The organism is Paraburkholderia sabiae (genome assembly GCF_030412785.1).
Lineage (GTDB): Bacteria > Pseudomonadota > Gammaproteobacteria > Burkholderiales > Burkholderiaceae > Paraburkholderia > Paraburkholderia sabiae.
The window spans coordinates 6,188,414-6,207,805 of the sequence record NZ_CP125295.1 but is presented as its reverse complement, the minus strand read 5'-3'; the positions used below and the strand labels follow the sequence as shown (position 1 = coordinate 6,207,805).

The window sequence follows — 19,392 nt, the reverse complement described above, 5'->3', positions numbered from 1 at the left end:
CATAGATTCTCTTTGGGATGACGATGAAAAAAACTGCTCTCGATTTCTGGGTAGGTCTGTTCGTGGTGCTCGGGTTCATCGCGTTGCTGTTCCTCGCGCTGAAGGCCGGCAACATGAGCTCGCTGTCGTTTCAGGCGACGTATCCGGTCAAGCTGAAATTCGACAATATCGGCGGCCTCAAGGTGCGCGCGCCCGTGAAGAGCGCGGGCGTGACGGTGGGCCGCGTGGCGTCGATCGGCTTCGACAGCAATTCGTATCAGGCGCTCGTGACGCTCGATCTCGACAAGCAATATCAGTTTCCGAAAGACACGTCCGCGAAGATTCTGACGTCCGGCCTGTTGGGTGAGCAGTACATCGGTCTTGAGCCGGGTGGCGACAGCGAAATGCTGAAGGCCGGCGACACGATCACGATGACCCAATCGGCAATCGTCCTGGAGAATCTGATCGGGCAGTTCTTGTATAACAAGGCAGCGGATTCAGGGGCTGCCAAACCCGGTGCATCTGCTGCGGCGCCCGAGCCCGCGGCACCCGCTCCCGCAGCGCCTGCTGCTGCGGCGTCGGGTGCATCCGGTCAATAAGGAGAACAACAAATGAAGACGACACGCATACGTGTCGCGGGGATCGCGCTGGCCGTGGCAACGTTGGCCGGCTGTGCAACCGTTCAGAACCCGACGAAAGAAGACCCGTTCGAAGGCTTCAACCGTACGGTCTACACGTTCAACGACACCGTCGATAAATACGCGCTTAAGCCGGTCGCGAAGGGCTATGTGTTCGTCACGCCGCAGCCGGTGCGCGACAGCGTCACGAACTTCTTCTCGAATATCGGCGACGTCTACATCGCGGCAAACAACCTGCTGCAGCTGAAGATCGCCGACGGCGTGTCGGACATCATGCGTATCGTGATCAACACGATCTTCGGTGTCGGCGGCCTGTTCGACGTCGCGACGATTGCGAAGCTGCCGAAGCACGACAACGACCTCGGTCTGACGCTCGGTCATTACGGCGTGCCGCCGGGTCCGTATCTCGTGCTGCCGCTGTTCGGGCCGAGCACGGTGCGCGACGGCGTGGGTATCGTCGGGAACTACTTCATCAATCCGCTGACGTACGTGCAGCCGGACAGCGTGAGCTGGGCGCTGTACGGTCTGAATCTGGTCAACACACGCGCGAACCTGCTGAACGCAAGCGACGTGCTGGAAGGCGCGGCGCTCGACAAGTATTCGTTCGTGCGTAATGCATACCTGCAACGCCGCCGCTATCTGCTGACGGGCGGCAATGCATCGTCGGCGTTGCCGGACTACGGCAGCGAAGCGCCGCTGCCGAAGTACGAAGACGTCGACGGCGGTGCGGCAGCCCCCGCGCCGGCCTCGGCGCCTGCAACGAAGCCGGCCGCGCCCGCTTCCGCGCCGGAAGCGGCTTCCGGTGCGACATCGAACGATGCAGCGGGTGGCGCGGCGGGTGCTGCAGAACCTGCATCCGGCACGGAGGCACCGCCTACCGTTCCGGCCGGCCAGTACGTGCCGCCAGCGCTTTTCGGCTATCCGTCGCTGAAGCTGCGCTAAGGCATGTCAAATGCGAGAAACGTATCTGTCAGCCGTAACACTCGGATACGAATCTCGCAGTTTGGGCGTGGATTGCGGCTGAACTCGCGTGATATTGTCGCCTCCAACGCTAAGCTTATTTTTTTTGCAGGACTGGAAATGAAAAAATTCTTCTTCTTCATCCCGTTTATTGCAGCGCTTTTTACGTTTAGTGGCGCGGCCTCCGCGCAAGCTGTGGACACGAATAATCCCGACGCAATGGTCAAGACGGTCACGCAGCAGGTGATCGACGCCGTGCGCGCCGACAAGACCATCCAGACGGGCAATATCGGCGCCGTCACGAAGCTCGTGAACGAGAAAATTCTCCCGTACACGGACTTCCGCCGTACTACGCAACTCGCAATGGGCCGCAACTGGCGCACCGCGACGCCCGAGCAGCAGAACGCGGTCGTCGAGCAGTTCAAGACGCTGCTGATCCGCACGTATTCGGGCGCGCTGGCTCAGGTGAAGGACCAGCAGATCGAATACAAGCCGTTCCGCGCAAGCCCGGAAGATACCGACGTCGTCGTGCGTTCGGTCGTGATGAACAACGGCTCGCCTGTCGAACTCGACTATCGCCTGTACAAGACGCCGCAAGGCTGGCGCGTGTATGACCTGAACGTGCTCGGCGCATGGCTGATCCAGGCGTACCAGCAGCAGTTCAACGAGCAGATCCAGAAGAGCGGCGTCGACGGTCTGATCCAGTTCCTGACGGCACGCAACCAGCAACTGGCCAGCGGCAAACAGTCGTGAACAACTTTGCAAATGCGCCCGTGACGACGCCTGTCAATACGTTCGAAACGGGCGCCACGCTGACCCACGCGAGCGCGAATGCCGCGCTCGCGGCGGGGCTCGCGAGCATCGGCGGCGGCGCGACTGCGGTCGACTGCACGCCCCTCACGCAATTCGACTCTTCCGCGCTGGCCGTGCTGCTCGCATGGCAACGCGCGGCGAGCGCGCGCGGTACGCCGCTCGTCATCGTGAACCTGCCTGCGGGGCTGTCCAGCCTCGCACAAGCGTACGGCGTCGATACGCTTCTCTCCGCACGACATTGACGCTCACGCGTCAGTGAGCTTCGCGCCGCGTTTCACCTTTCGCGCAGGCTCGCGTTCTCCCAAGGCCAGTCGGTCGTTTCGACTTTTGCCCTATAATCAAACGTTTTTTGGCGCCTGGCCGTTTCGTTCCGCATCCCGGAAACGGCCGTAGCGGTTGCAGAAGCAGCGCAAGCGGTCTTTTGCACCCGGCCCCAAATCGTTTCCCCCATGCTTCGCGCCCTTGCCGGGCGATCTATCAGGCGCTGTCCCCTTCGACGGCGCACAGTCATGTCAGCGATTGAAATTCGTAACGTCAGGAAGCGCTACAAGGATTTGCAAGCGCTCAAAGGCGTCAGCTTTACCGTCGAACAAGGCGAATTCTTCGGGCTGCTCGGTCCGAACGGCGCCGGCAAGACGACGCTCATCAGCATCCTCGCGGGTCTCGCGCGCGCCGACGAAGGCAGCATCACGGTGCACGGTCACCATGTCGTCGACGATTTCCGTCTTGCGCGTCGCGCGCTCGGCGTCGTGCCGCAGGAACTCGTCTTCGACCCGTTCTTCACCGTGCGCGAAACGCTGCGCATCCAGTCGGGCTACTTCGGCCTGCGCAAGAACGACGACTGGATCGACGAAGTGATGGCCAATCTCGATCTCACCGAAAAAGCCGATGCGAACATGCGCGCGCTGTCGGGCGGGATGAAGCGCCGCGTGCTGGTCGCGCAGGCGCTCGTGCATCGGCCGCCCGTGATCGTGCTCGACGAACCCACGGCGGGTGTCGACGTCGAACTCCGTCAGACGCTGTGGAAGTTCATTTCGCGCCTGAACCGCGAAGGCCACACGATCGTGCTGACCACGCATTACCTCGAAGAAGCCGAGTCGCTGTGCGATCGCATTGCGATGCTGCGGCGCGGTGAAGTCGTCGCGCTCGAGCGCACGAGCACGCTGCTCGAACGCTTCGCGGGCACGCAGTTGTTCATCCGTTTCGCGCAGGGCGTGCTGCCCGCCGAACTGCGTCCGCTCGAAGTCGATCCCAACAACGTCAACGGACGCCAGCATCTGCTGCGCCTCGCGAGCTACGACGACGTCGAGCGCATTCTCGCGCAGTGCCGCGCGGCGGGCTGCACGTTCGACGAAATCGAGGTGCGCAAGGCCGACCTCGAAGACGTGTTCCTGCAAGTGATGAGCGGACCGGAAGTGGTCGAGGGATTGGCATGAGCGGTTTTCGTACCCTGTTCTACAAAGAGCTGCTGCGCTTCTGGAAGGTCGCGTTCCAGACGGTGCTCGCGCCGGTCATTACGGCGCTGCTGTATCTGACGATCTTCGGCCACGCGCTGCGCGATCACGTGCAGGTCTACCCTGGCGTGCAGTACACGAGCTTCCTCGTGCCCGGCCTCGTGATGATGAGCGTGCTGCAGAACGCATTCGCGAACAGTTCGTCGTCGTTGATTCAATCGAAGATCACGGGCAATCTCGTGTTCGTTCTGCTGCCGCCGCTGTCGCACTGGGAAATGTACGGCGCCTACGTGCTCGCGGCTGTCGTGCGCGGCTTGAGCGTCGGATTCGGCGTGTTCATCGTGACCATCTGGTTCATTCCCGTGAGCTTCACTGCGCCGCTCTACATCATCGCGTTTGCGGTGCTCGGCTCGGCGATTCTCGGCACGCTCGGCGTGATCGCGGGCATCTGGGCCGAGAAGTTCGATCAGCTCGCCGCGTTCCAGAATTTTCTGATCATGCCGCTCACGTTCCTCTCGGGCGTGTTCTACTCGACGCATACGCTGCCGTCCGGCTGGCGCGAGGTTTCGCGGCTGAACCCGTTTTTCTACATGATCGACGGCTTTCGCTATGGCTTCTTCGGCATGTCGGATATCAATCCGATGTGGAGCCTGCTGATCGTCGCCGGTTTCTTCGTCGTGCTGGCCGTGATCGCGATGCGTCTGCTCGCGTCCGGCTACAAGCTGCGTCACTAGGAGCACTGAAATGCTACCCACTCCCGAACAGGTCAAGAATTACATCGCGGCGGGCCTTCCTTGCGAGCATCTCGAAGTGGAAGGCGACGGCCAGCATTTCTTCGCGACCATCGTGTCGCCGAATTTCGAAGGCAAGCGTCTGATTCAACGGCATCAACTCGTGTATGCCGCGCTCGGCGACCGCATGCGCGAAGAGATTCACGCGCTCAGCATGAAGACGCTGACGCCCGCCGAATGGCAAAACGCCTGATTTGCGCATAGCAGTCGCGCGTCAAGGTCACGCATAAAAACGTGCCGTCTGTCGGGGAACGGTGCTCGATAACCTGGCTGCAAGAAGAGCGGAAAAACAAGCTGCACAATAAGCTTCAGACGTAGCTGCAAATTTGCTGGAACATTAGTGCGTATCACACAAGACACACAGAACAGTCGCGACGCCGCGCACGGCGCCGCAGCAACCGCCCACAAGACGCCAGTTGGCAGACGGGCAGATCAGGAACAAACAGGCATGGACAAACTCGTGATTGAAGGCGGGCAGAAGCTCGCTGGTGAGATCGTTGTTTCGGGTGCAAAGAACGCGGCGCTGCCGATCCTTTGCGCAGGCTTGTTGAGCGCGGAGCCCGTGCAGCTCGACAACGTGCCCGACCTGCAGGACGTGCGCACCACGCTCAAGCTGCTCGGCCAGATGGGCGTGCGCACGGAAAGCGCGGACGGCAAGGTGTCGCTCGACGCGTCGAAGGTCGACAATCTCGTCGCGCCGTACGAACTCGTGAAGACGATGCGCGCGTCGATTCTCGTGCTCGGTCCGCTCGTCGCGCGTTTCGGCGAGGCGAAGGTGTCGCTGCCGGGCGGCTGCGCGATCGGCGCACGGCCTGTCGACCAGCACATCAAGGGCCTGCAGGCGATGGGCGCCGAGATCAGCATCGAGCACGGCTTCATCGAAGCGCGCGCGAAGCGTCTGAAGGGCACGCGCATCGTCACCGACATGATCACCGTCACGGGCACCGAAAACCTGCTGATGGCAGCCGTGCTCGCGGAAGGCGAGACGATCATCGAGAACGCCGCGCGCGAGCCGGAAGTCGGCGATCTGGCGAATCTGCTCGTTTCGATGGGCGCGAAGATCGACGGCATCGGCACCGATCGTCTCGTGATTCAGGGCGTCGACAAGCTGCACGGCGCGAAGCACACGGTCGTGCCGGACCGCATCGAAGCAGGTACGTTCCTGTGCGCGGTCGCAGCGGCGGGCGGTGATGTCACGCTGCGTCACGTGCGTCCGCAGATTCTCGAAGCCGTGACGGACAAGCTGCGCGATACAGGCGTCACGATCGAAGAGGGCGACGACTGGATGCGCGTGCGCATGAACCAGCGTCCGAAGGCCGTGTCGTTCCGCACCTCCGAATACCCGGCGTTCCCGACCGACATGCAGGCGCAGTTCATGGCACTGAACACCTTGGCCGAAGGCACGTCGCAAGTGGTCGAAACGATCTTCGAAAACCGCTTCATGCACGTGCAGGAACTGAACCGTCTGGGCGCGAACATCACGATCGACGGCAAGACGGCGCTGGTGAACGGCGTCGAGAAGCTGTCGGGCGCGAAGGTGATGGCAACGGATCTCCGCGCGTCGGCGAGTCTCGTGATCGCGGGTCTGTGCGCCGACGGCGAAACGCTGATCGACCGTATTTATCACCTCGATCGCGGCTACGACCGGATGGAATCGAAACTCACCGCAGTCGGCGCGAAGGTGCGCCGCATCAAGGGTAATCAGGCATGAGCGAATTGCCGCAAACGTCGTCGTCGCCCGCAGTGGGCAAGCCGTTGACGCTCGCGCTGTCGAAGGGCCGCATCTTCGAGGAAACGGTGCCGCTGCTCGCGGCAGCGGGCATCGAAGTCACGGATGACCCGGAGACGTCGCGCAAGCTGATCCTGCCCACGAATGATCCGAACGTGCGCGTGATCATCGTGCGCGCCACCGACGTGCCGACGTACGTCGAATACGGCGCCGCCGATTTCGGCGTCGCGGGCAAGGACGTGCTGATCGAGCACGGCGGCAGCGGCCTGTATCAGCCGATCGACCTCGACATCGCGCGCTGCCGGATGTCGGTGGCCGTGGCGGCCGGCTTCGACTACGCGAACGCAGTGCGCCAGGGCGCGCGCCTGCGCGTCGCGACGAAGTACGTGCAGACGGCACGCGAGCACTTCGCGTCGAAGGGCGTGCACGTCGATCTGATCAAGCTGTATGGATCGATGGAACTTGCGCCGCTCGTCGGTCTTGCCGACGCGATCGTCGACCTGGTCAGCTCGGGCGGCACGCTGCGCGCCAACCATCTCGTCGAGGTCGAAGAGATCATGCAGATCTCGTCGCGCCTCGTGGTGAACCAGGCGGCGCTGAAGCTCAAGCGCGCCGCGCTGGCACCCATTCTCGACGCGTTCCAGCGCGCGTCGCAACGCACCGGCGCAGCGGCCTGACGGAACACGAACACGCGGCCGACGCGCGCGCCTTACCGAAACGGATACCAGCATGTCTATCAAGATTCGCAAACTCGATTCCAGCACTGAAGATTTCCAGAAGTCGCTGCATGCGGTGCTCGCGTTCGAAGCGAGCGAAGATGAAGCGATCGAGCGCTCGGTCGCGCAGATTCTGGCCGACGTGAAGGCGCGCGGCGATGCCGCTGTGCTCGACTACACGAACCGTTTCGACCGTCTGAACGCGACGAATGTAGCCGCGCTCGAACTGCCGCTGTCGGAACTGGAAGCCGCGCTCGAAAGTCTCGAGCCGAAGCGCCGCGCGGCGCTCGAAGCAGCGGCGGCGCGTGTGCGCGCGTATCACGAGAAGCAGAAGATCGAATGCGGCAGCCATAGCTGGCAGTACACGGAATCCGACGGCACCGTGCTCGGCCAGAAGGTCACGCCGCTCGATCGCGCGGGCATCTACGTGCCGGGCGGCAAGGCGGCGTATCCGTCGTCGGTGCTGATGAACGCGATTCCCGCGCGTGTAGCGGGCGTGCGCGAAATCGTCATGGTCGTGCCGACCCCCGACGGCGTGAAGAACCCGCTCGTGCTCGCTGCGGCGCTGCTGGGCGGCGTCGATCGCGTGTTCACGATCGGCGGCGCGCAGGCAGTCGGCGCGCTCGCGTACGGCACGCAAACCATTCCTGCCGTCGACAAGATCTGCGGGCCGGGCAATGCGTATGTCGCGTCGGCGAAGCGCCGCGTGTTCGGCACGGTCGGTATCGACATGATCGCGGGTCCGTCGGAAATTCTCGTGCTGTGCGACGGCACGACGGATCCGCGCTGGGTCGCGATGGATCTGTTCTCGCAAGCCGAACATGACGAACTCGCGCAATCCATCCTGCTGTGCCCGGACGACGGCTTCATCGCGCGCGTCGAAGATGCCATCAACGAACTGCTGCCGACGATGCCGCGTCGCGACGTGATTCAGGCGTCGCTCGAAGGCCGCGGTGCGCTTGTCAAGGTGCGCGACATGGAACAGGCGTGCGCGATCGCCAACGACATCGCGCCGGAACACCTCGAAATTTCCGCACTGGAGCCGCAGCAGTGGTCGCAACAGATTCGTCACGCGGGCGCGATTTTCCTCGGCCGCTACACGAGCGAAAGCCTCGGCGACTACTGCGCGGGACCGAATCATGTGCTGCCTACGTCGCGTACCGCACGTTTCTCTTCGCCGCTTGGCGTCTATGATTTCTTCAAGCGCTCAAGCCTGATCGAAGTGAGCGCGGACGGCGCGCAGACGCTCGGTGAAATCGCGGCCGAACTGGCCTACGGCGAAGGTCTGCAGGCGCATGCACGCAGCGCCGAATACCGGATGAAGAACACGGGCTGACAAGCGGCGGCGGGCTGTTTCGGGCGCACAAGACGCGCGCTAAATTCGAGACGGCTGCCGTTTGCACGAAAGACAGAGAACTCAACCCGGGGCGGCCACGAGCCGCCCCTATTGCGCTGCCGACTGAGAGAGGCGCGCCCCACGCCATGACGACACCTCAAGACATCATTCGCCGCGACGTGCTCGCGATGACGAGTTATCCCGTTGCCGACGCGACGGGCCTCGTGAAGCTCGACGCGATGGAGAATCCGTTTTCGCTGCCCGAAGCGCTCGCTGCGCAGCTCGGTGACCATCTGGCGGGCGTCGCGCTGAATCGCTATCCGGCGCCGCGTCCGCAGGCGCTGCTCGACAAGCTCAAGCGCGTGATGAACGTGCCGGCGAATTGCGAAGTGCTGCTCGGCAACGGTTCGGACGAACTGATCAGCATGATTTCGATGGCATGCGCGACGCCGGGTGCGAAGGTGCTGGCGCCCGTGCCTGGCTTCGTGATGTACGCGATGTCGGCGAAACTCGCGAACATGGAGTTCGTCGGTGTGCCGCTGAAGGCCGATCTCACGCTCGATACGCAAGCGCTGCTCGCCGCGATCGCCGAGCATCAGCCCGCCGTGATCTATCTCGCGTATCCGAACAACCCGACGGGCACGCTGTACGACGCCGCCGACATGGAGCGCATCATCGCCGCGGCGAGCAAGAGCCTTGTCGTGATCGACGAGGCGTATCAGCCGTTCGCGCAGCAAAGCTGGATGCCGCGCGCGGGCGAGTTCGACAACGTCGTCGTGATGCGCACGGTGTCGAAGCTGGGCCTCGCGGGTATTCGCCTCGGCTACATGGCGGGCCGCACGGAATGGATCAACGAATTCGACAAGGTGCGCCCGCCGTACAACATCAACGTGCTCACGCAGGCGACGGCCGATTTCCTGCTCGATCACATCGAAACCCTCGACGCACAGGCCGCAGAACTGCGCGCCGAACGCACGAAACTGGCGCAAGCCGTGGCCGCATTGCCGGGCGCCGAAGTGTTTCCGAGCGCGGGCAATTTCCTGCTCGTGCGCGTGCCGGATGCATCGGCGACGTTCGAAACCCTGCTCACAGCGCGGGTTTTGATCAAAAACGTGAGTAAAATGCACCCATTGCTCGCGAATTGCGTGCGTTTGACGGTCGGTTCGCCGGAAGAAAACGCTCAGATGCTCGCCGCGCTGAAACTCGTGCTGAACTGAAACCGGCACTTTTCCAACCCACTTTATTCAAGTCAGATTCGAGGAATTGCCATGCGCCTTGCGGAAGTCGTTCGCAACACCAGCGAAACGCAGATCCGTGTGAAGATCAACCTGGACGGCACCGGTCAGCAGAAGCTGGCCACGGGCGTGCCGTTCCTCGATCACATGCTCGACCAGATCGCCCGTCACGGGCTGATCGATCTGGACATCGAAGCGCATGGCGATACTCATATCGACGACCACCATACCGTCGAAGACGTCGGCATCACGCTTGGTCAGGCCATTGCGAAAGCGGTCGGCGACAAGAAGGGCATTCGCCGCTACGGTCACTCGTACGTGCCGCTCGACGAAGCGCTGTCGCGTGTGGTGATCGATTTCTCCGGCCGTCCGGGCCTCGAATTCCACGTGCCGTTCACGCGCGCGCGCATCGGCACGTTCGACGTCGATCTTTCCATCGAATTTTTCCGCGGCTTCGTGAATCATGCGGGCGTCACGCTGCATATCGACAACCTGCGTGGCCTGAACGCGCATCATCAGATGGAAACGGTGTTCAAGGCGTTCGGCCGTGCATTGCGCATGGCGACCGAACTCGACGAACGCGCGGCGGGACAGATTCCGTCGACCAAGGGCAGCCTCTAAACGACTCAGTGCGCGCGATTCATCGCGCTAACCGTCACCACTGGAACCGGCCGCGCCGCGCGCGTCCGGCTTGCGATGGATATCATCAAGTCGTTTATTTCGCTGCTGGCGCTGATCAACCCCGTCGGCGCCATCCCGTTTTTTCTGAGCCTGACGTCGCAGCAATCGGTCGCCGAACAGCGCCGCACGATTCGTATCGCATCGATTTCGGTGTTCTGCGTGATCGCCGTCACGACCTTGCTGGGACAGCAGATCATCCGTTTCTTCGGCATTTCGATTGGCGCGCTTGAAGTCGGCGGCGGAATCATCATGTTGCTGATGTCGATCAGCATGCTGAACGCGCAGGTCGGGAACGCCCGCTCGACGCCTGAAGAGCGGCACGAAGCCGAAATGAAGGACAACATCGCCGTCGTGCCGCTGGCGATTCCGCTGCTGACGGGACCGGGCTCTATCAGTACTGTCCTCGTCTATTCGGCCAGCTATCCTCACTGGTACGAGCGGATTAGTCTGATCGTCATCGGCGCGGTGATTGCGGCGCTGTGCTTCGGATCGCTGAGTCTCGCTGAACCGATTGCCCGCTGGGTGGGTCGGACGGGAATCAATATCGGCACGCGGTTGATGGGTTTGATGTTGTCGGCGCTGGCGGTGGAGTTCATCGTCAACGGATTAAAGGCGTTGCTGCCTAACTTGAAATGAAAACTTCGATAGCGATTGTGGATTACGGAATGGGCAACCTGCGCTCGGTTGCCCAGGCGTTGAAGAAGGCCGCGCCCGAAGCGGACGTGGCGATCGTCGACAAACCCGAAGCCATCCGTGCGGCAGACCGCGTGGTGCTGCCCGGCCAGGGCGCGATGCCCGACTGCATGCGCTCGCTCGGCGAGTCCGGCTTGCAGGACGCGGTGATCGAAGCGTCGCGCAACAAGCCGCTGATGGGCGTGTGCGTCGGCGAGCAGATGTTGTTCGACTGGAGCGCGGAAGGCGACACGAACGGTCTCGGCCTGCTGCCGGGCAAGGTGGTGCGCTTCGATCTGGAAGGCCAGCTGCAGGACGACGGCTCGCGCTTCAAGGTGCCGCAGATGGGCTGGAACCGTGTCCGTCAGGCGCAGCCGCACCCGCTGTGGGACGGCGTCGCGGACAACGCGTTCTTCTACTTCGTGCACAGTTATTACGTCGTGCCTGAAAACGCTTCGCATACTTCGGGCGAAACGGTGTACGGCGTGCCCTTTACCTCGGCGGTGGCGCGGGATAACATTTTCGCGACCCAATTCCATCCGGAAAAGAGCGCCGACGCGGGCCTGCGCGTGTATCGCAACTTCGTGCACTGGAATCCCTGATCCCTGCCGTCAGTCTCGGCATTCAGCCTCTTTGACCGTCCATGTTTTCCGTCCTCGTCCCCGGCACCGTTCACATGCGCACGCATGCGAAGACCGTTGGCAAGGTCGCCGAAAGACATGTACTAAACTAGCGGAACGGCCTGGCGCGGGCCATAGCCCGTTTTTCCGCCAGCCGAACTTCAACTTTTTCCCTGACAACACCCGATTGCTATGCTGCTGATCCCCGCCATCGACCTGAAAGACGGTCAGTGTGTACGCCTCAAACAAGGCGATATGGACCAGGCGACGATTTTTCACGAGGAACCGGCGGTGATGGCCCGACATTGGGTCGACCGTGGCGCGCGGCGCCTGCACCTCGTCGACCTGAATGGCGCATTTGCCGGTAAGCCGAAGAACGAAGACGCGATTCGCGCGATCATCGAAGAAGTCGGCGGCGAAATTCCCGTGCAACTGGGCGGCGGCATTCGCGATCTGAACACGATCGAACGCTATCTGGACGACGGCCTCGAGTACGTGATCATCGGCACGGCGGCCGTGAAGAACCCCGGCTTCCTGCTCGAAGCGTGTACGGCATTCGGCGGGCATATCATCGTCGGCCTCGATGCGAAGGACGGCAAGGTGGCCACCGACGGCTGGAGCAAGCTGACGGGCCATGAAGTCGTGGATCTCGCGCGCAAGTTCGAGGACTACGGCTGCGAGTCGATCATCTACACGGACATCGGCCGCGACGGCATGCTTCAGGGCATCAACATCGAGGCGACGGTGCGTCTTGCTCGCTCGATGAAGATTCCCGTGATCGCGAGCGGCGGCCTGTCGAATCTCGGCGATATCGAAGCGCTGTGCGAAGTGGAAGACGAAGGGATCGAAGGCGTGATTTGCGGCCGCGCGATCTACTCGGGCGACCTGGACTTTGCCGCGGCGCAAACGCACGCGGATCGCCTGCGCGAATCGGACGACGCCTGAGCGCACGTTCGGGTGCGCGTTCCGGCGTGTTACGCAGCGCCCGGCGTGCCGGCCTTGCGCCGCTTACCTGCGAATCACGCACAGGCGAGCGGCCTCACCAGCGGTATTGGCAAGAACTAGCAAGATCATGGCTTTAGCTAAACGCATCATTCCCTGTCTGGACGTCACGGCTGGCCGCGTGGTCAAGGGCGTCAATTTCGTCGAGTTGCGCGATGCCGGCGATCCTGTCGAAATTGCACGTCGCTATGACGAGCAGGGCGCGGACGAACTCACGTTCCTCGATATAACGGCGACTTCCGACCAGCGCGATCTGATCCTGCCGATCATCGAAGCGGTGGCTTCGCAGGTGTTCATTCCGCTGACGGTCGGCGGCGGCGTTCGCGCCGTCGAAGACGTCCGGCGTCTGCTGAACGCGGGTGCGGACAAGGTCAGCATGAACTCGTCGGCGGTGGCGAATCCGCAGCTCGTGCGCGACTCGACGGATAAATACGGCTCGCAATGCATCGTCGTCGCGATCGACGCGAAGCGCGTGTCCGCCGAAGGCGAGACGCCGCGCTGGGAAGTCTTCACGCACGGCGGCCGCAAGAATACGGGCCTCGACGCCGTCGAGTGGGCGCGCAAGATGGCGGAACTCGGCGCGGGCGAAATCCTGCTGACCAGCATGGATCGCGACGGCACGAAGAGCGGCTTCGACATTGCGCTGACGCGCGCCGTGTCGGATGCCGTGTCCGTTCCTGTGATCGCGTCGGGTGGCGTGGGCTCGCTGCAGCATCTCGCCGACGGCATCACGCAAGGCCGTGCGGACGCCGTGCTGGCCGCGAGCATCTTCCACTATGGCGAGCACACAGTCGGCGAGTGCAAGCGCTTCATGGCCGATCAAGGCATTTCGGTGAGGTTGTAACGTGGTCAATCCGTCTGAAGTCGGCTGGCTCGACAAGGTGAAGTGGGACGCGAACGGCCTCGTGCCCGTGATCGCGCAGGAAGCGTCGACGAACGACGTGCTGATGTTCGCGTGGATGAACCGCGAGGCGCTCGCCAAGACGATCGAAACGGGCCGCGCGGTCTATTTCTCGCGCTCGCGTCAGCGCCTCTGGTTCAAGGGCGAAGAATCGGGCCACGTGCAGCATGTGCATGAAGTGCGGCTCGATTGCGACGAAGACGTCGTGCTGCTGAAGGTCGAGCAGGTGTCGGGCATCGCGTGCCACACCGGCCGGCATTCGTGCTTTTTCCAGAAATTCGAAGGCTCGGTCGATTCCGGCAACTGGGTTGCCGTCGATCCCGTGCTGAAAGACCCCGAACACATCTACAAATGACGCAAGATACGCAATCCACGGGCGACACGCTTCTGCGCCTCGCTGCCGTTATCGACAGCCGCAAGGGCGGCGATCCCGATGCTTCCTACGTTTCGCGCCTGTTCCACAAGGGCGACGACGCCGTGCTGAAGAAGATCGGCGAGGAAGCGACGGAAGTCGTGCTGGCCGCGAAGGACATTCGCCTCGGCGCGGAGCGCAAGGCGCTCGTCAGCGAAACTGCCGATCTGTGGTTTCACTGCCTGGTCATGTTGTCGCACTTCGACCTGAGCCCCGCCGACGTGCTCGCCGAACTGGAGCGCCGCGAAGGGCTGTCGGGCATTGAAGAAAAGGCCCTGCGCAAGAGCCGCGAGCGCGAGCAGAACGGCGACTGAGCAGCGGACTGAGCGGCAACTGGGCCGCGGCAGCCTTGAAAATCACGCTGTCGGCACGACATTGCAATTGGCATCCACTCGCACCCTCCAGGAGGACGCAAGCATGGAACAGTCGCACGGCGGATATCCGCCTCCGTCGTATCAGAGCGCGGTCGAGATCGACCGGCAGCGCAGTCTGCGCACGCTGACTCACATCATCTACGCGCTTTATGCCGTGTATTGGCTGACAGGCGGCATTTCGGTGCTGGTCGCGATCATCCTCAATTACATCAAGCGGCCGGAGACCGTCGGCACGCCGTACGAGCAGCATTTCGACTGGCAGATCCGCACGTTCTGGATGGGACTGATCGGCCATCTGATCGGCGTCGCGCTCTTTATCGTGCTGATCGGCGTGCCCATCCTGTGGGCTGTCGCGATCTGGACGTTGTACCGTATTATCAAAGGCTGGCTGTTCCTGTACGACAACAAGCCGCTGACGAATCCGCGCGGCTGGTTCTGACCCGCGCCGCATCGGGCGCGCGCCGCGCTCGCCGTCCATCAAGATCATGAGCCACGATCCGAACTGCCTTTTCTGCAAGATCGCCGCGGGCGAGATCCCGTCGACGAAAGTCCACGAAGACGACGAGTTCCTCGCGTTCCGCGACATCCGTCCAGCGGCCGAAACGCATGTGCTCGTGATACCGCGCAAGCACATCGAGACGCTGTCGGACTGTACCGAGAGCGATTCCGCCCTGCTTGGTAAAATGTTGATATTGGTTGCGCGTCTCGCCGACCAGCTGGGCGTCGCGTACAAGGGTGGACAGACGGGTTTCCGCACGGTCATCAATACGGGGCCGGGTGGCGGTCAGGAGGTCTATCACCTGCACGCGCATCTGCTGGCGGGACCGCGCCCGTGGCTGAGGATGGGCTGAAAGCGGTCGGCAGGGCGGGAAGTGAGTGCGTCAGCGTACGCGCAGCGCCAGGCCGCTCGACAAAGATTCGCCGCATACGCTTTTTGACTACGCACAATGGCGAGTCCGGCGCTGCGAGGCCGTTATTTTATGTAGGGATGTAACGACAGCGACTCGCAGACGTGTTCATAATGGGACCGAGGGCGCCGACGAAATAAACAGGCGTCGGCGGTAGTTTCGCAAACGGGGCGCGCCTGAATATGCGCTTCGATTCAGGCCGCAAGGCACACAGTTGCCGTCGCTCAAGTACGACGGCGGGGGTTAAGGAGATTTTTATGGGTTCGTTGAGTATTTGGCACTGGCTGATCGTTTTGCTGATCGTCGCTCTGGTGTTCGGCACGAAGAAGCTGCGCAATATCGGCACTGATCTGGGTGGCGCGGTGAAGGGCTTCAAGGAAGGCATGAAGGAAAACGAAACGCCTGAAGGACAGCAGCGTGACCAGCTGTCGCGTACAAACACCGTCGATGTCGACGCAAAGGAAAAGGCGCCGCATTCCGGCGATTCCCGCTAATCCGGCGCCAGCCGAGCTTGCGCTGACACGCGCGCACTGACGGGAAGCCCAATCCATGCTGGACCTCGGTTTGACCAAGATGGCGTTGATCGGCGTGGTCGCGCTGGTCGTGCTCGGGCCTGAGCGCTTGCCGCGCGTGGCCCGCACGGCGGGCGCGCTATTCGGCCGCGCACAACGCTATATCAACGACGTGAAGGCCGAAGTCACGCGTGAAATCGAACTCGATGAATTGCGTCGCATGAAGACCGAGTTCGAGTCGGCGGCACAAAACGTCGAGACCACGATTCACGACAATCTGCGCAAGCACGAAACCGAACTGAACGAGGCGTGGTCGCAGGGCACGTCGGTGTCGCCGAGCGTTGCAGGCGGCGCGACGGAAGCCCTCGCTTCCGCCGCGGACGGGTCTTCCAGTTCGTCGTACGGCGGCGCATTGTGGTCGAGCCCGAGCGTGGCCGCGCCGAAACGCAAGAACTGGCGCGTCAAGCAGACGGCTACGCCGACCTGGTACAAGCGCGCAGTCTCGCGACGCACACGCGTGCAGTCGGGCGCGGCGCGCGTCGCGCGGCATACGCCCGTCAGCCTGCGCCGGCCGACGCGCTTCTTCTGATCTTCCGATGTCCCGCGCATCAAATTCCAACCGAGGGCCGGTGTGAGCGACCCCCAAAACCAGAACGAAGGCGCTGAAGAGACCTTCATCTCGCATCTCGTCGAACTACGCGACCGCATCATGCGGGCGGGTATCGCGGTGATCGTCGTGTTCGTCGGGCTCGTCTACTGGGCACCCGACATCTTCCGGCTGCTCGCGCGCCCGCTGATGAACAATCTGCCGAAGGACGGCAAGATGATCGTCACCGACGTCACCGGCTCGTTCTTCGTGCCGATGAAGGTGACGATGCTCGTCGCTTTCGTGATCGCGCTGCCCATCGTGCTGTATCAGATCTGGGCGTTCGTCGCGCCAGGGCTGTATCAGCATGAGAAGAAGCTGGTCGGGCCGCTGGTCGGCAGCAGCTATACGCTGTTTCTGTGCGGCATGGCGTTCGCGTACTTTGTCGTGTTTCCGACCATCTTCCGCGTGATGGCGCACTACAACGCGCCGCTCGGCGCGGAGATGACCACCGATATCGACAATTACCTGAGTTTCGTGCTGACGATGTTCATTGCCTTCGGCGTGACGTTCGAAGTGCCGATCGTCGTCGTGCTGCTCGTGCGCATGAACATTCTGACGATCAAGAAGCTCAAGGAGATCCGTCCTTACGTGATCGTCGGTGCGTTCGTGATTTCGGCCGTGGTGACGCCGCCGGACGTGTTCTCGCAACTGATTCTCGCGATCCCGCTGATCGTGCTGTACGAGGCGGGCATCATCGCGGCGCGGCTCTTCGTCAGCAAGCCTGTGGCGCCGGCGGAGAACGAAGGGAACCCGGCGGGTTAGCGGTTTCAGGAACCGCGTCGTTCGGGCAACAAAAAAGGGCAGTGCTCCGTTGGAGACTGCCCTTTTTGCCTTGCATGGCCGTGCAGTGCGGCTAGACCTCAACCGCCGTCTTCGTCGTCGCCTTCGTCGGAAGGCTGCTTCGGCGGCGGCGGACGCTTGCCGATCATCACCGTCAGATCCATTTCCTTGTTCTTGCGCACCAGATGCACCTTCGCGTCGGTGCCCGGCTTGATCTGCGCGATCACGTTCAGCAGACGCGTCGTATCGGTGATGTCCTGACCGTTCACGGATACCAGGATGTCGCCCGGCTTGATGCCGGCCTTGTCGGCCGGACCGCCTTTCAGCACGCCCGCGACGATCGCGCCCGATTTCTGCTCGAGCCCGAACGATTCGGCAATTTCCGGCGTCACGTCCTGCGGTTCGACGCCGATCCAGCCGCGCGTCACCGAGCCCGTCGTGATGATGCTCTCCAGCACGCTGCGCGCCGTCGACACGGGAATCGCAAAGCCGATGCCGAGCGAGCCGCCCGAGCGCGAGTAGATCGCCGTGTTGATGCCGAGCAGATTGCCGTTCACGTCGACGAGCGCACCGCCGGAGTTACCCGGATTGATCGGCGCGTCGGTCTGGATAAAGTTCTCGAACGTGTTGATGCCGAGGTGATTCCGGCCGAGCGCGCTGACGATGCCCATCGTGACCGTCTGTCCAACGCCGAACGGATTGCCGATCGCGAGCACCACGTCGCCGACGCGGGTCTGATCCATGCGGCCGAGCGTGATGGTGGGCAGGTTGGTCATGTTGACCTTGAGCACGGCCAGATCGGTTTCGGGATCGACGCCGATCACCTTGGCATTCGTGGTGCGGCCGTCGGCGAGTGCGATTTCGATCTGATCCGCGCCGTCGACGACATGCTGGTTCGTTAGAATGTAACCTTCCGAACTCACGATAACTCCCGAGCCGAGGTTGGCCGCGGGTTGCTCTTGCTGCTTTTTGTTCTTGTCGCCGAAGAAGTAACGGAACAGCGGGTCTTTTGCGCGCGGGTCGGGCGGGAGTGAACCGTCCTTGCTGGAGAAGACGTTGACGACGGCGGGCATCGCCTTTTGCGCCGCGTCGGCGTAGGAATTCTGGACCTGGCCGCCGCTGCCCATTCCGGGTGCCACCTCTCGGAGCGCGACGATCGGCTCGGCCAGCTGCTTGCCGAACTGCCCTTGACGTTGCAGCCACTGCGGTTTGAGGGTCGCAATGATGAACATCAGCGCCAGCAGCACGGTCACCGCCTGGGCGAAGAACAGCCAAAAGCGTCTGAGCATCTGAAAATTAGAGGTGTATATGGATCGGATCGAACTCGAATTGTACTTGAACAACCTCCTTGAAATCTCTCGCTTCAAGGACTATTGCCCGAACGGTCTGCAAGTCGAAGGGCGACGCAGGATCGAGAAAATCGCGACGGGGGTGACGGCGTCGCTGGCCTTTCTGGAAGCCGCGCTGGAGTGGGGCGCCGACGCCGTGCTCGTCCATCATGGCTACTTCTGGCGCAACGAGGCGCCGCAAATTACGGGCCGCAAATATCACCGGCTCAAGGCGCTGCTCGCGAACGACCTGAACCTGTTCGCGTTCCATCTGCCGCTCGACGACCATCCCCTCTACGGCAACAACGCGCAGCTCGGCGCGAAGTTCGGCCTGATCCCCGATGGCCGCTTCGGCGACAATGACATCGGCTGGATGAGCACGCTGCCGATGCCGATCACGCTCAGTCACTTCACCGCCGAAGTCGAGCAGACGCTCGGCCGCACGCCGCTCGTATTGGGCGACCCCGACAAGAACCTGCGCCGCGTCGCGTGGTGCACGGGCGGGGCGCAGGGCTACTTCGAAGCCGCCATCGATGCAGGCGCCGACGTCTACCTGACAGGCGAAATTTCGGAGCAGGTCACGCATATGTCGGCGGAAAGCGGCGTCGCATTCATTTCCGCGGGACACCACGCCACCGAGCGCTACGGCGTGCAGGCGCTGGGTACGCATCTGTCCGAACAGTTCGAGCTCGAACACCTGTTTATAGATATTCATAATCCAGTTTGAATATCGGCAGGATTACGCGATCAAAAGGTTTGAAAAACGGAGGAAATGCTTAATAAAAGCCGTAAAAAGGTTTGCGATCCGTGCGGGGAAACCCTGATTTATCAATGACTTCGCACGGTTTTTGGCAATCGGCCCTTGTAAATGCCGACTCCATTCGAGCAAACTAGCGGCGGTA

Annotated in this window: 25 protein-coding genes; 24 read left to right on the top strand and 1 reads right to left on the bottom strand. The window is 62.3% G+C overall.

Features of this window, described 5'->3' with window-relative positions:
* Positions 1–23: 23 nt before the first annotated feature.
* The 23 genes from mlaD (at position 24) to tatC (ending at position 17,144) form a co-directional block, all read left to right on the top strand.
* Positions 24–578 (top strand): outer membrane lipid asymmetry maintenance protein MlaD, encoded by a 555-nt coding sequence (gene mlaD / locus QEN71_RS27910; protein WP_201655429.1) that lies wholly within the window; start codon positions 24–26, stop codon positions 576–578.
* 12 nt (positions 579–590) lie between these two features.
* A complete protein-coding gene (locus QEN71_RS27905) occupies positions 591–1,559 on the top strand; it encodes an MlaA family lipoprotein (protein WP_201655432.1) in 969 nt (322 codons plus the stop codon).
* A 138-nt stretch (positions 1,560–1,697) separates the two neighbouring features.
* On the top strand, positions 1,698–2,330 hold the full coding sequence (locus QEN71_RS27900) for an MlaC/ttg2D family ABC transporter substrate-binding protein (RefSeq protein WP_201655435.1): 633 nt from the start codon (positions 1,698–1,700) through the stop codon (positions 2,328–2,330).
* Entirely contained in the window at positions 2,327–2,632 is a 306-nt protein-coding gene (locus QEN71_RS27895) for an STAS domain-containing protein (protein ID WP_201655658.1), read from the top strand. The genes QEN71_RS27900 and QEN71_RS27895 overlap by 4 nt, the downstream gene beginning before the upstream one ends.
* Positions 2,633–2,899: 267 nt before the next feature.
* Positions 2,900–3,826 carry an ABC transporter ATP-binding protein gene (locus tag QEN71_RS27890; protein ID WP_201655438.1) on the top strand — a complete coding sequence of 309 codons (927 nt, stop codon included), beginning with the start codon at positions 2,900–2,902 and terminating at the stop codon, positions 3,824–3,826.
* Positions 3,823–4,578: an ABC transporter permease gene (locus QEN71_RS27885; RefSeq protein WP_201655441.1), complete on the top strand. Its 756-nt coding sequence runs from the start codon at positions 3,823–3,825 to the stop codon at positions 4,576–4,578. The genes QEN71_RS27890 and QEN71_RS27885 overlap by 4 nt, the downstream gene beginning before the upstream one ends.
* Before the next feature lie 10 nt (positions 4,579–4,588).
* Positions 4,589–4,828 (top strand): BolA family protein, encoded by a 240-nt coding sequence (locus QEN71_RS27880; protein ID WP_028367594.1) that lies wholly within the window; start codon positions 4,589–4,591, stop codon positions 4,826–4,828.
* A gap of 255 nt (positions 4,829–5,083) precedes the next feature.
* A complete protein-coding gene (murA, locus tag QEN71_RS27875) occupies positions 5,084–6,346 on the top strand; it encodes a UDP-N-acetylglucosamine 1-carboxyvinyltransferase (RefSeq protein WP_201655444.1) in 1,263 nt (420 codons plus the stop codon).
* Positions 6,343–7,041: an ATP phosphoribosyltransferase gene (gene hisG / locus QEN71_RS27870; protein ID WP_201655447.1), complete on the top strand. Its 699-nt coding sequence runs from the start codon at positions 6,343–6,345 to the stop codon at positions 7,039–7,041. The genes murA and hisG overlap by 4 nt, the downstream gene beginning before the upstream one ends.
* Positions 7,042–7,093: 52 nt before the next feature.
* The gene (gene hisD, locus QEN71_RS27865) at positions 7,094–8,416 is read left to right on the top strand and encodes a histidinol dehydrogenase (protein WP_201655450.1); all 1,323 of its coding nucleotides are present in this window, start codon (positions 7,094–7,096) and stop codon (positions 8,414–8,416) included.
* A gap of 146 nt (positions 8,417–8,562) precedes the next feature.
* Positions 8,563–9,633 (top strand): histidinol-phosphate transaminase, encoded by a 1,071-nt coding sequence (hisC, locus tag QEN71_RS27860; RefSeq protein ID WP_201655453.1) that lies wholly within the window; start codon positions 8,563–8,565, stop codon positions 9,631–9,633.
* A 51-nt stretch (positions 9,634–9,684) separates the two neighbouring features.
* Positions 9,685–10,272 (top strand): imidazoleglycerol-phosphate dehydratase HisB, encoded by a 588-nt coding sequence (gene hisB, locus QEN71_RS27855; protein ID WP_028367589.1) that lies wholly within the window; start codon positions 9,685–9,687, stop codon positions 10,270–10,272.
* A 75-nt stretch (positions 10,273–10,347) separates the two neighbouring features.
* Positions 10,348–10,968 (top strand): MarC family protein, encoded by a 621-nt coding sequence (locus QEN71_RS27850; protein ID WP_201655456.1) that lies wholly within the window; start codon positions 10,348–10,350, stop codon positions 10,966–10,968.
* On the top strand, positions 10,965–11,606 hold the full coding sequence (gene hisH / locus QEN71_RS27845; protein WP_201655459.1) for an imidazole glycerol phosphate synthase subunit HisH: 642 nt from the start codon (positions 10,965–10,967) through the stop codon (positions 11,604–11,606). The genes QEN71_RS27850 and hisH overlap by 4 nt, the downstream gene beginning before the upstream one ends.
* 210 nt (positions 11,607–11,816) lie before the next feature.
* Positions 11,817–12,569, top strand: a complete 753-nt coding sequence (hisA, locus tag QEN71_RS27840) for a 1-(5-phosphoribosyl)-5-[(5-phosphoribosylamino)methylideneamino]imidazole-4-carboxamide isomerase (RefSeq protein ID WP_201655462.1) — start codon at positions 11,817–11,819, stop codon at positions 12,567–12,569.
* A gap of 127 nt (positions 12,570–12,696) precedes the next feature.
* Positions 12,697–13,470, top strand: a complete 774-nt coding sequence (gene hisF / locus QEN71_RS27835) for an imidazole glycerol phosphate synthase subunit HisF (RefSeq protein ID WP_201655465.1) — start codon at positions 12,697–12,699, stop codon at positions 13,468–13,470.
* A 1-nt stretch (position 13,471) separates the two neighbouring features.
* A complete protein-coding gene (gene hisI / locus QEN71_RS27830) occupies positions 13,472–13,882 on the top strand; it encodes a phosphoribosyl-AMP cyclohydrolase (protein WP_201655468.1) in 411 nt (136 codons plus the stop codon).
* Positions 13,879–14,253: a phosphoribosyl-ATP diphosphatase gene (locus QEN71_RS27825; RefSeq protein ID WP_201655471.1), complete on the top strand. Its 375-nt coding sequence runs from the start codon at positions 13,879–13,881 to the stop codon at positions 14,251–14,253. Before hisI ends, QEN71_RS27825 begins: the two co-directional genes overlap by 4 nt.
* 103 nt (positions 14,254–14,356) lie before the next feature.
* Entirely contained in the window at positions 14,357–14,752 is a 396-nt protein-coding gene (locus QEN71_RS27820; RefSeq protein ID WP_028367582.1) for a DUF4870 family protein, read from the top strand.
* A 46-nt stretch (positions 14,753–14,798) separates the two neighbouring features.
* Positions 14,799–15,164, top strand: coding sequence for a histidine triad nucleotide-binding protein (locus QEN71_RS27815; protein WP_201655474.1), 366 nt, complete (start codon positions 14,799–14,801; stop codon positions 15,162–15,164).
* A gap of 314 nt (positions 15,165–15,478) precedes the next feature.
* Positions 15,479–15,715: a Sec-independent protein translocase subunit TatA gene (tatA, locus tag QEN71_RS27810; RefSeq protein WP_201655648.1), complete on the top strand. Its 237-nt coding sequence runs from the start codon at positions 15,479–15,481 to the stop codon at positions 15,713–15,715.
* Between the two features lie 55 nt (positions 15,716–15,770).
* Positions 15,771–16,322: a Sec-independent protein translocase protein TatB gene (gene tatB / locus QEN71_RS27805; protein WP_201655477.1), complete on the top strand. Its 552-nt coding sequence runs from the start codon at positions 15,771–15,773 to the stop codon at positions 16,320–16,322.
* A 42-nt stretch (positions 16,323–16,364) separates the two neighbouring features.
* Positions 16,365–17,144 carry a twin-arginine translocase subunit TatC gene (gene tatC / locus QEN71_RS27800; RefSeq protein ID WP_201655480.1) on the top strand — a complete coding sequence of 260 codons (780 nt, stop codon included), beginning with the start codon at positions 16,365–16,367 and terminating at the stop codon, positions 17,142–17,144.
* 98 nt (positions 17,145–17,242) lie between these two features.
* Here tatC and QEN71_RS27795 read toward each other — a convergent pair whose 3' ends face one another.
* A complete protein-coding gene (locus tag QEN71_RS27795) occupies positions 17,243–18,451 on the bottom strand; it encodes a Do family serine endopeptidase (RefSeq protein ID WP_201655483.1) in 1,209 nt (402 codons plus the stop codon).
* Between the two features lie 19 nt (positions 18,452–18,470).
* On the opposite strand from QEN71_RS27795, the gene QEN71_RS27790 reads away from it, so the two are divergent.
* Positions 18,471–19,217 (top strand): Nif3-like dinuclear metal center hexameric protein, encoded by a 747-nt coding sequence (locus QEN71_RS27790; RefSeq protein WP_201655486.1) that lies wholly within the window; start codon positions 18,471–18,473, stop codon positions 19,215–19,217.
* The last annotated feature ends 175 nt before the right edge of the window (positions 19,218–19,392 follow it).

Coding starts and splice junctions, on each gene's coding strand:
- mlaD (WP_201655429.1), top strand. CDS start 24: ATGAAAAAAACTGCTCTCGATTTCTGGGTAGGTCTGTTCGTGGTGCTC.
- QEN71_RS27905 (WP_201655432.1), top strand. CDS start 591: ATGAAGACGACACGCATACGTGTCGCGGGGATCGCGCTGGCCGTGGCA.
- QEN71_RS27900 (WP_201655435.1), top strand. CDS start 1,698: ATGAAAAAATTCTTCTTCTTCATCCCGTTTATTGCAGCGCTTTTTACG.
- QEN71_RS27890 (WP_201655438.1), top strand. CDS start 2,900: ATGTCAGCGATTGAAATTCGTAACGTCAGGAAGCGCTACAAGGATTTG.
- QEN71_RS27885 (WP_201655441.1), top strand. CDS start 3,823: ATGAGCGGTTTTCGTACCCTGTTCTACAAAGAGCTGCTGCGCTTCTGG.
- QEN71_RS27880 (WP_028367594.1), top strand. CDS start 4,589: ATGCTACCCACTCCCGAACAGGTCAAGAATTACATCGCGGCGGGCCTT.
- murA (WP_201655444.1), top strand. CDS start 5,084: ATGGACAAACTCGTGATTGAAGGCGGGCAGAAGCTCGCTGGTGAGATC.
- hisG (WP_201655447.1), top strand. CDS start 6,343: ATGAGCGAATTGCCGCAAACGTCGTCGTCGCCCGCAGTGGGCAAGCCG.
- hisD (WP_201655450.1), top strand. CDS start 7,094: ATGTCTATCAAGATTCGCAAACTCGATTCCAGCACTGAAGATTTCCAG.
- hisC (WP_201655453.1), top strand. CDS start 8,563: ATGACGACACCTCAAGACATCATTCGCCGCGACGTGCTCGCGATGACG.
- hisB (WP_028367589.1), top strand. CDS start 9,685: ATGCGCCTTGCGGAAGTCGTTCGCAACACCAGCGAAACGCAGATCCGT.
- QEN71_RS27850 (WP_201655456.1), top strand. CDS start 10,348: ATGGATATCATCAAGTCGTTTATTTCGCTGCTGGCGCTGATCAACCCC.
- hisH (WP_201655459.1), top strand. CDS start 10,965: ATGAAAACTTCGATAGCGATTGTGGATTACGGAATGGGCAACCTGCGC.
- hisA (WP_201655462.1), top strand. CDS start 11,817: ATGCTGCTGATCCCCGCCATCGACCTGAAAGACGGTCAGTGTGTACGC.
- hisF (WP_201655465.1), top strand. CDS start 12,697: ATGGCTTTAGCTAAACGCATCATTCCCTGTCTGGACGTCACGGCTGGC.
- QEN71_RS27825 (WP_201655471.1), top strand. CDS start 13,879: ATGACGCAAGATACGCAATCCACGGGCGACACGCTTCTGCGCCTCGCT.
- QEN71_RS27820 (WP_028367582.1), top strand. CDS start 14,357: ATGGAACAGTCGCACGGCGGATATCCGCCTCCGTCGTATCAGAGCGCG.
- QEN71_RS27815 (WP_201655474.1), top strand. CDS start 14,799: ATGAGCCACGATCCGAACTGCCTTTTCTGCAAGATCGCCGCGGGCGAG.
- tatA (WP_201655648.1), top strand. CDS start 15,479: ATGGGTTCGTTGAGTATTTGGCACTGGCTGATCGTTTTGCTGATCGTC.
- tatB (WP_201655477.1), top strand. CDS start 15,771: ATGCTGGACCTCGGTTTGACCAAGATGGCGTTGATCGGCGTGGTCGCG.
- QEN71_RS27795 (WP_201655483.1), bottom strand. CDS start 18,451: ATGCTCAGACGCTTTTGGCTGTTCTTCGCCCAGGCGGTGACCGTGCTG.
- QEN71_RS27790 (WP_201655486.1), top strand. CDS start 18,471: ATGGATCGGATCGAACTCGAATTGTACTTGAACAACCTCCTTGAAATC.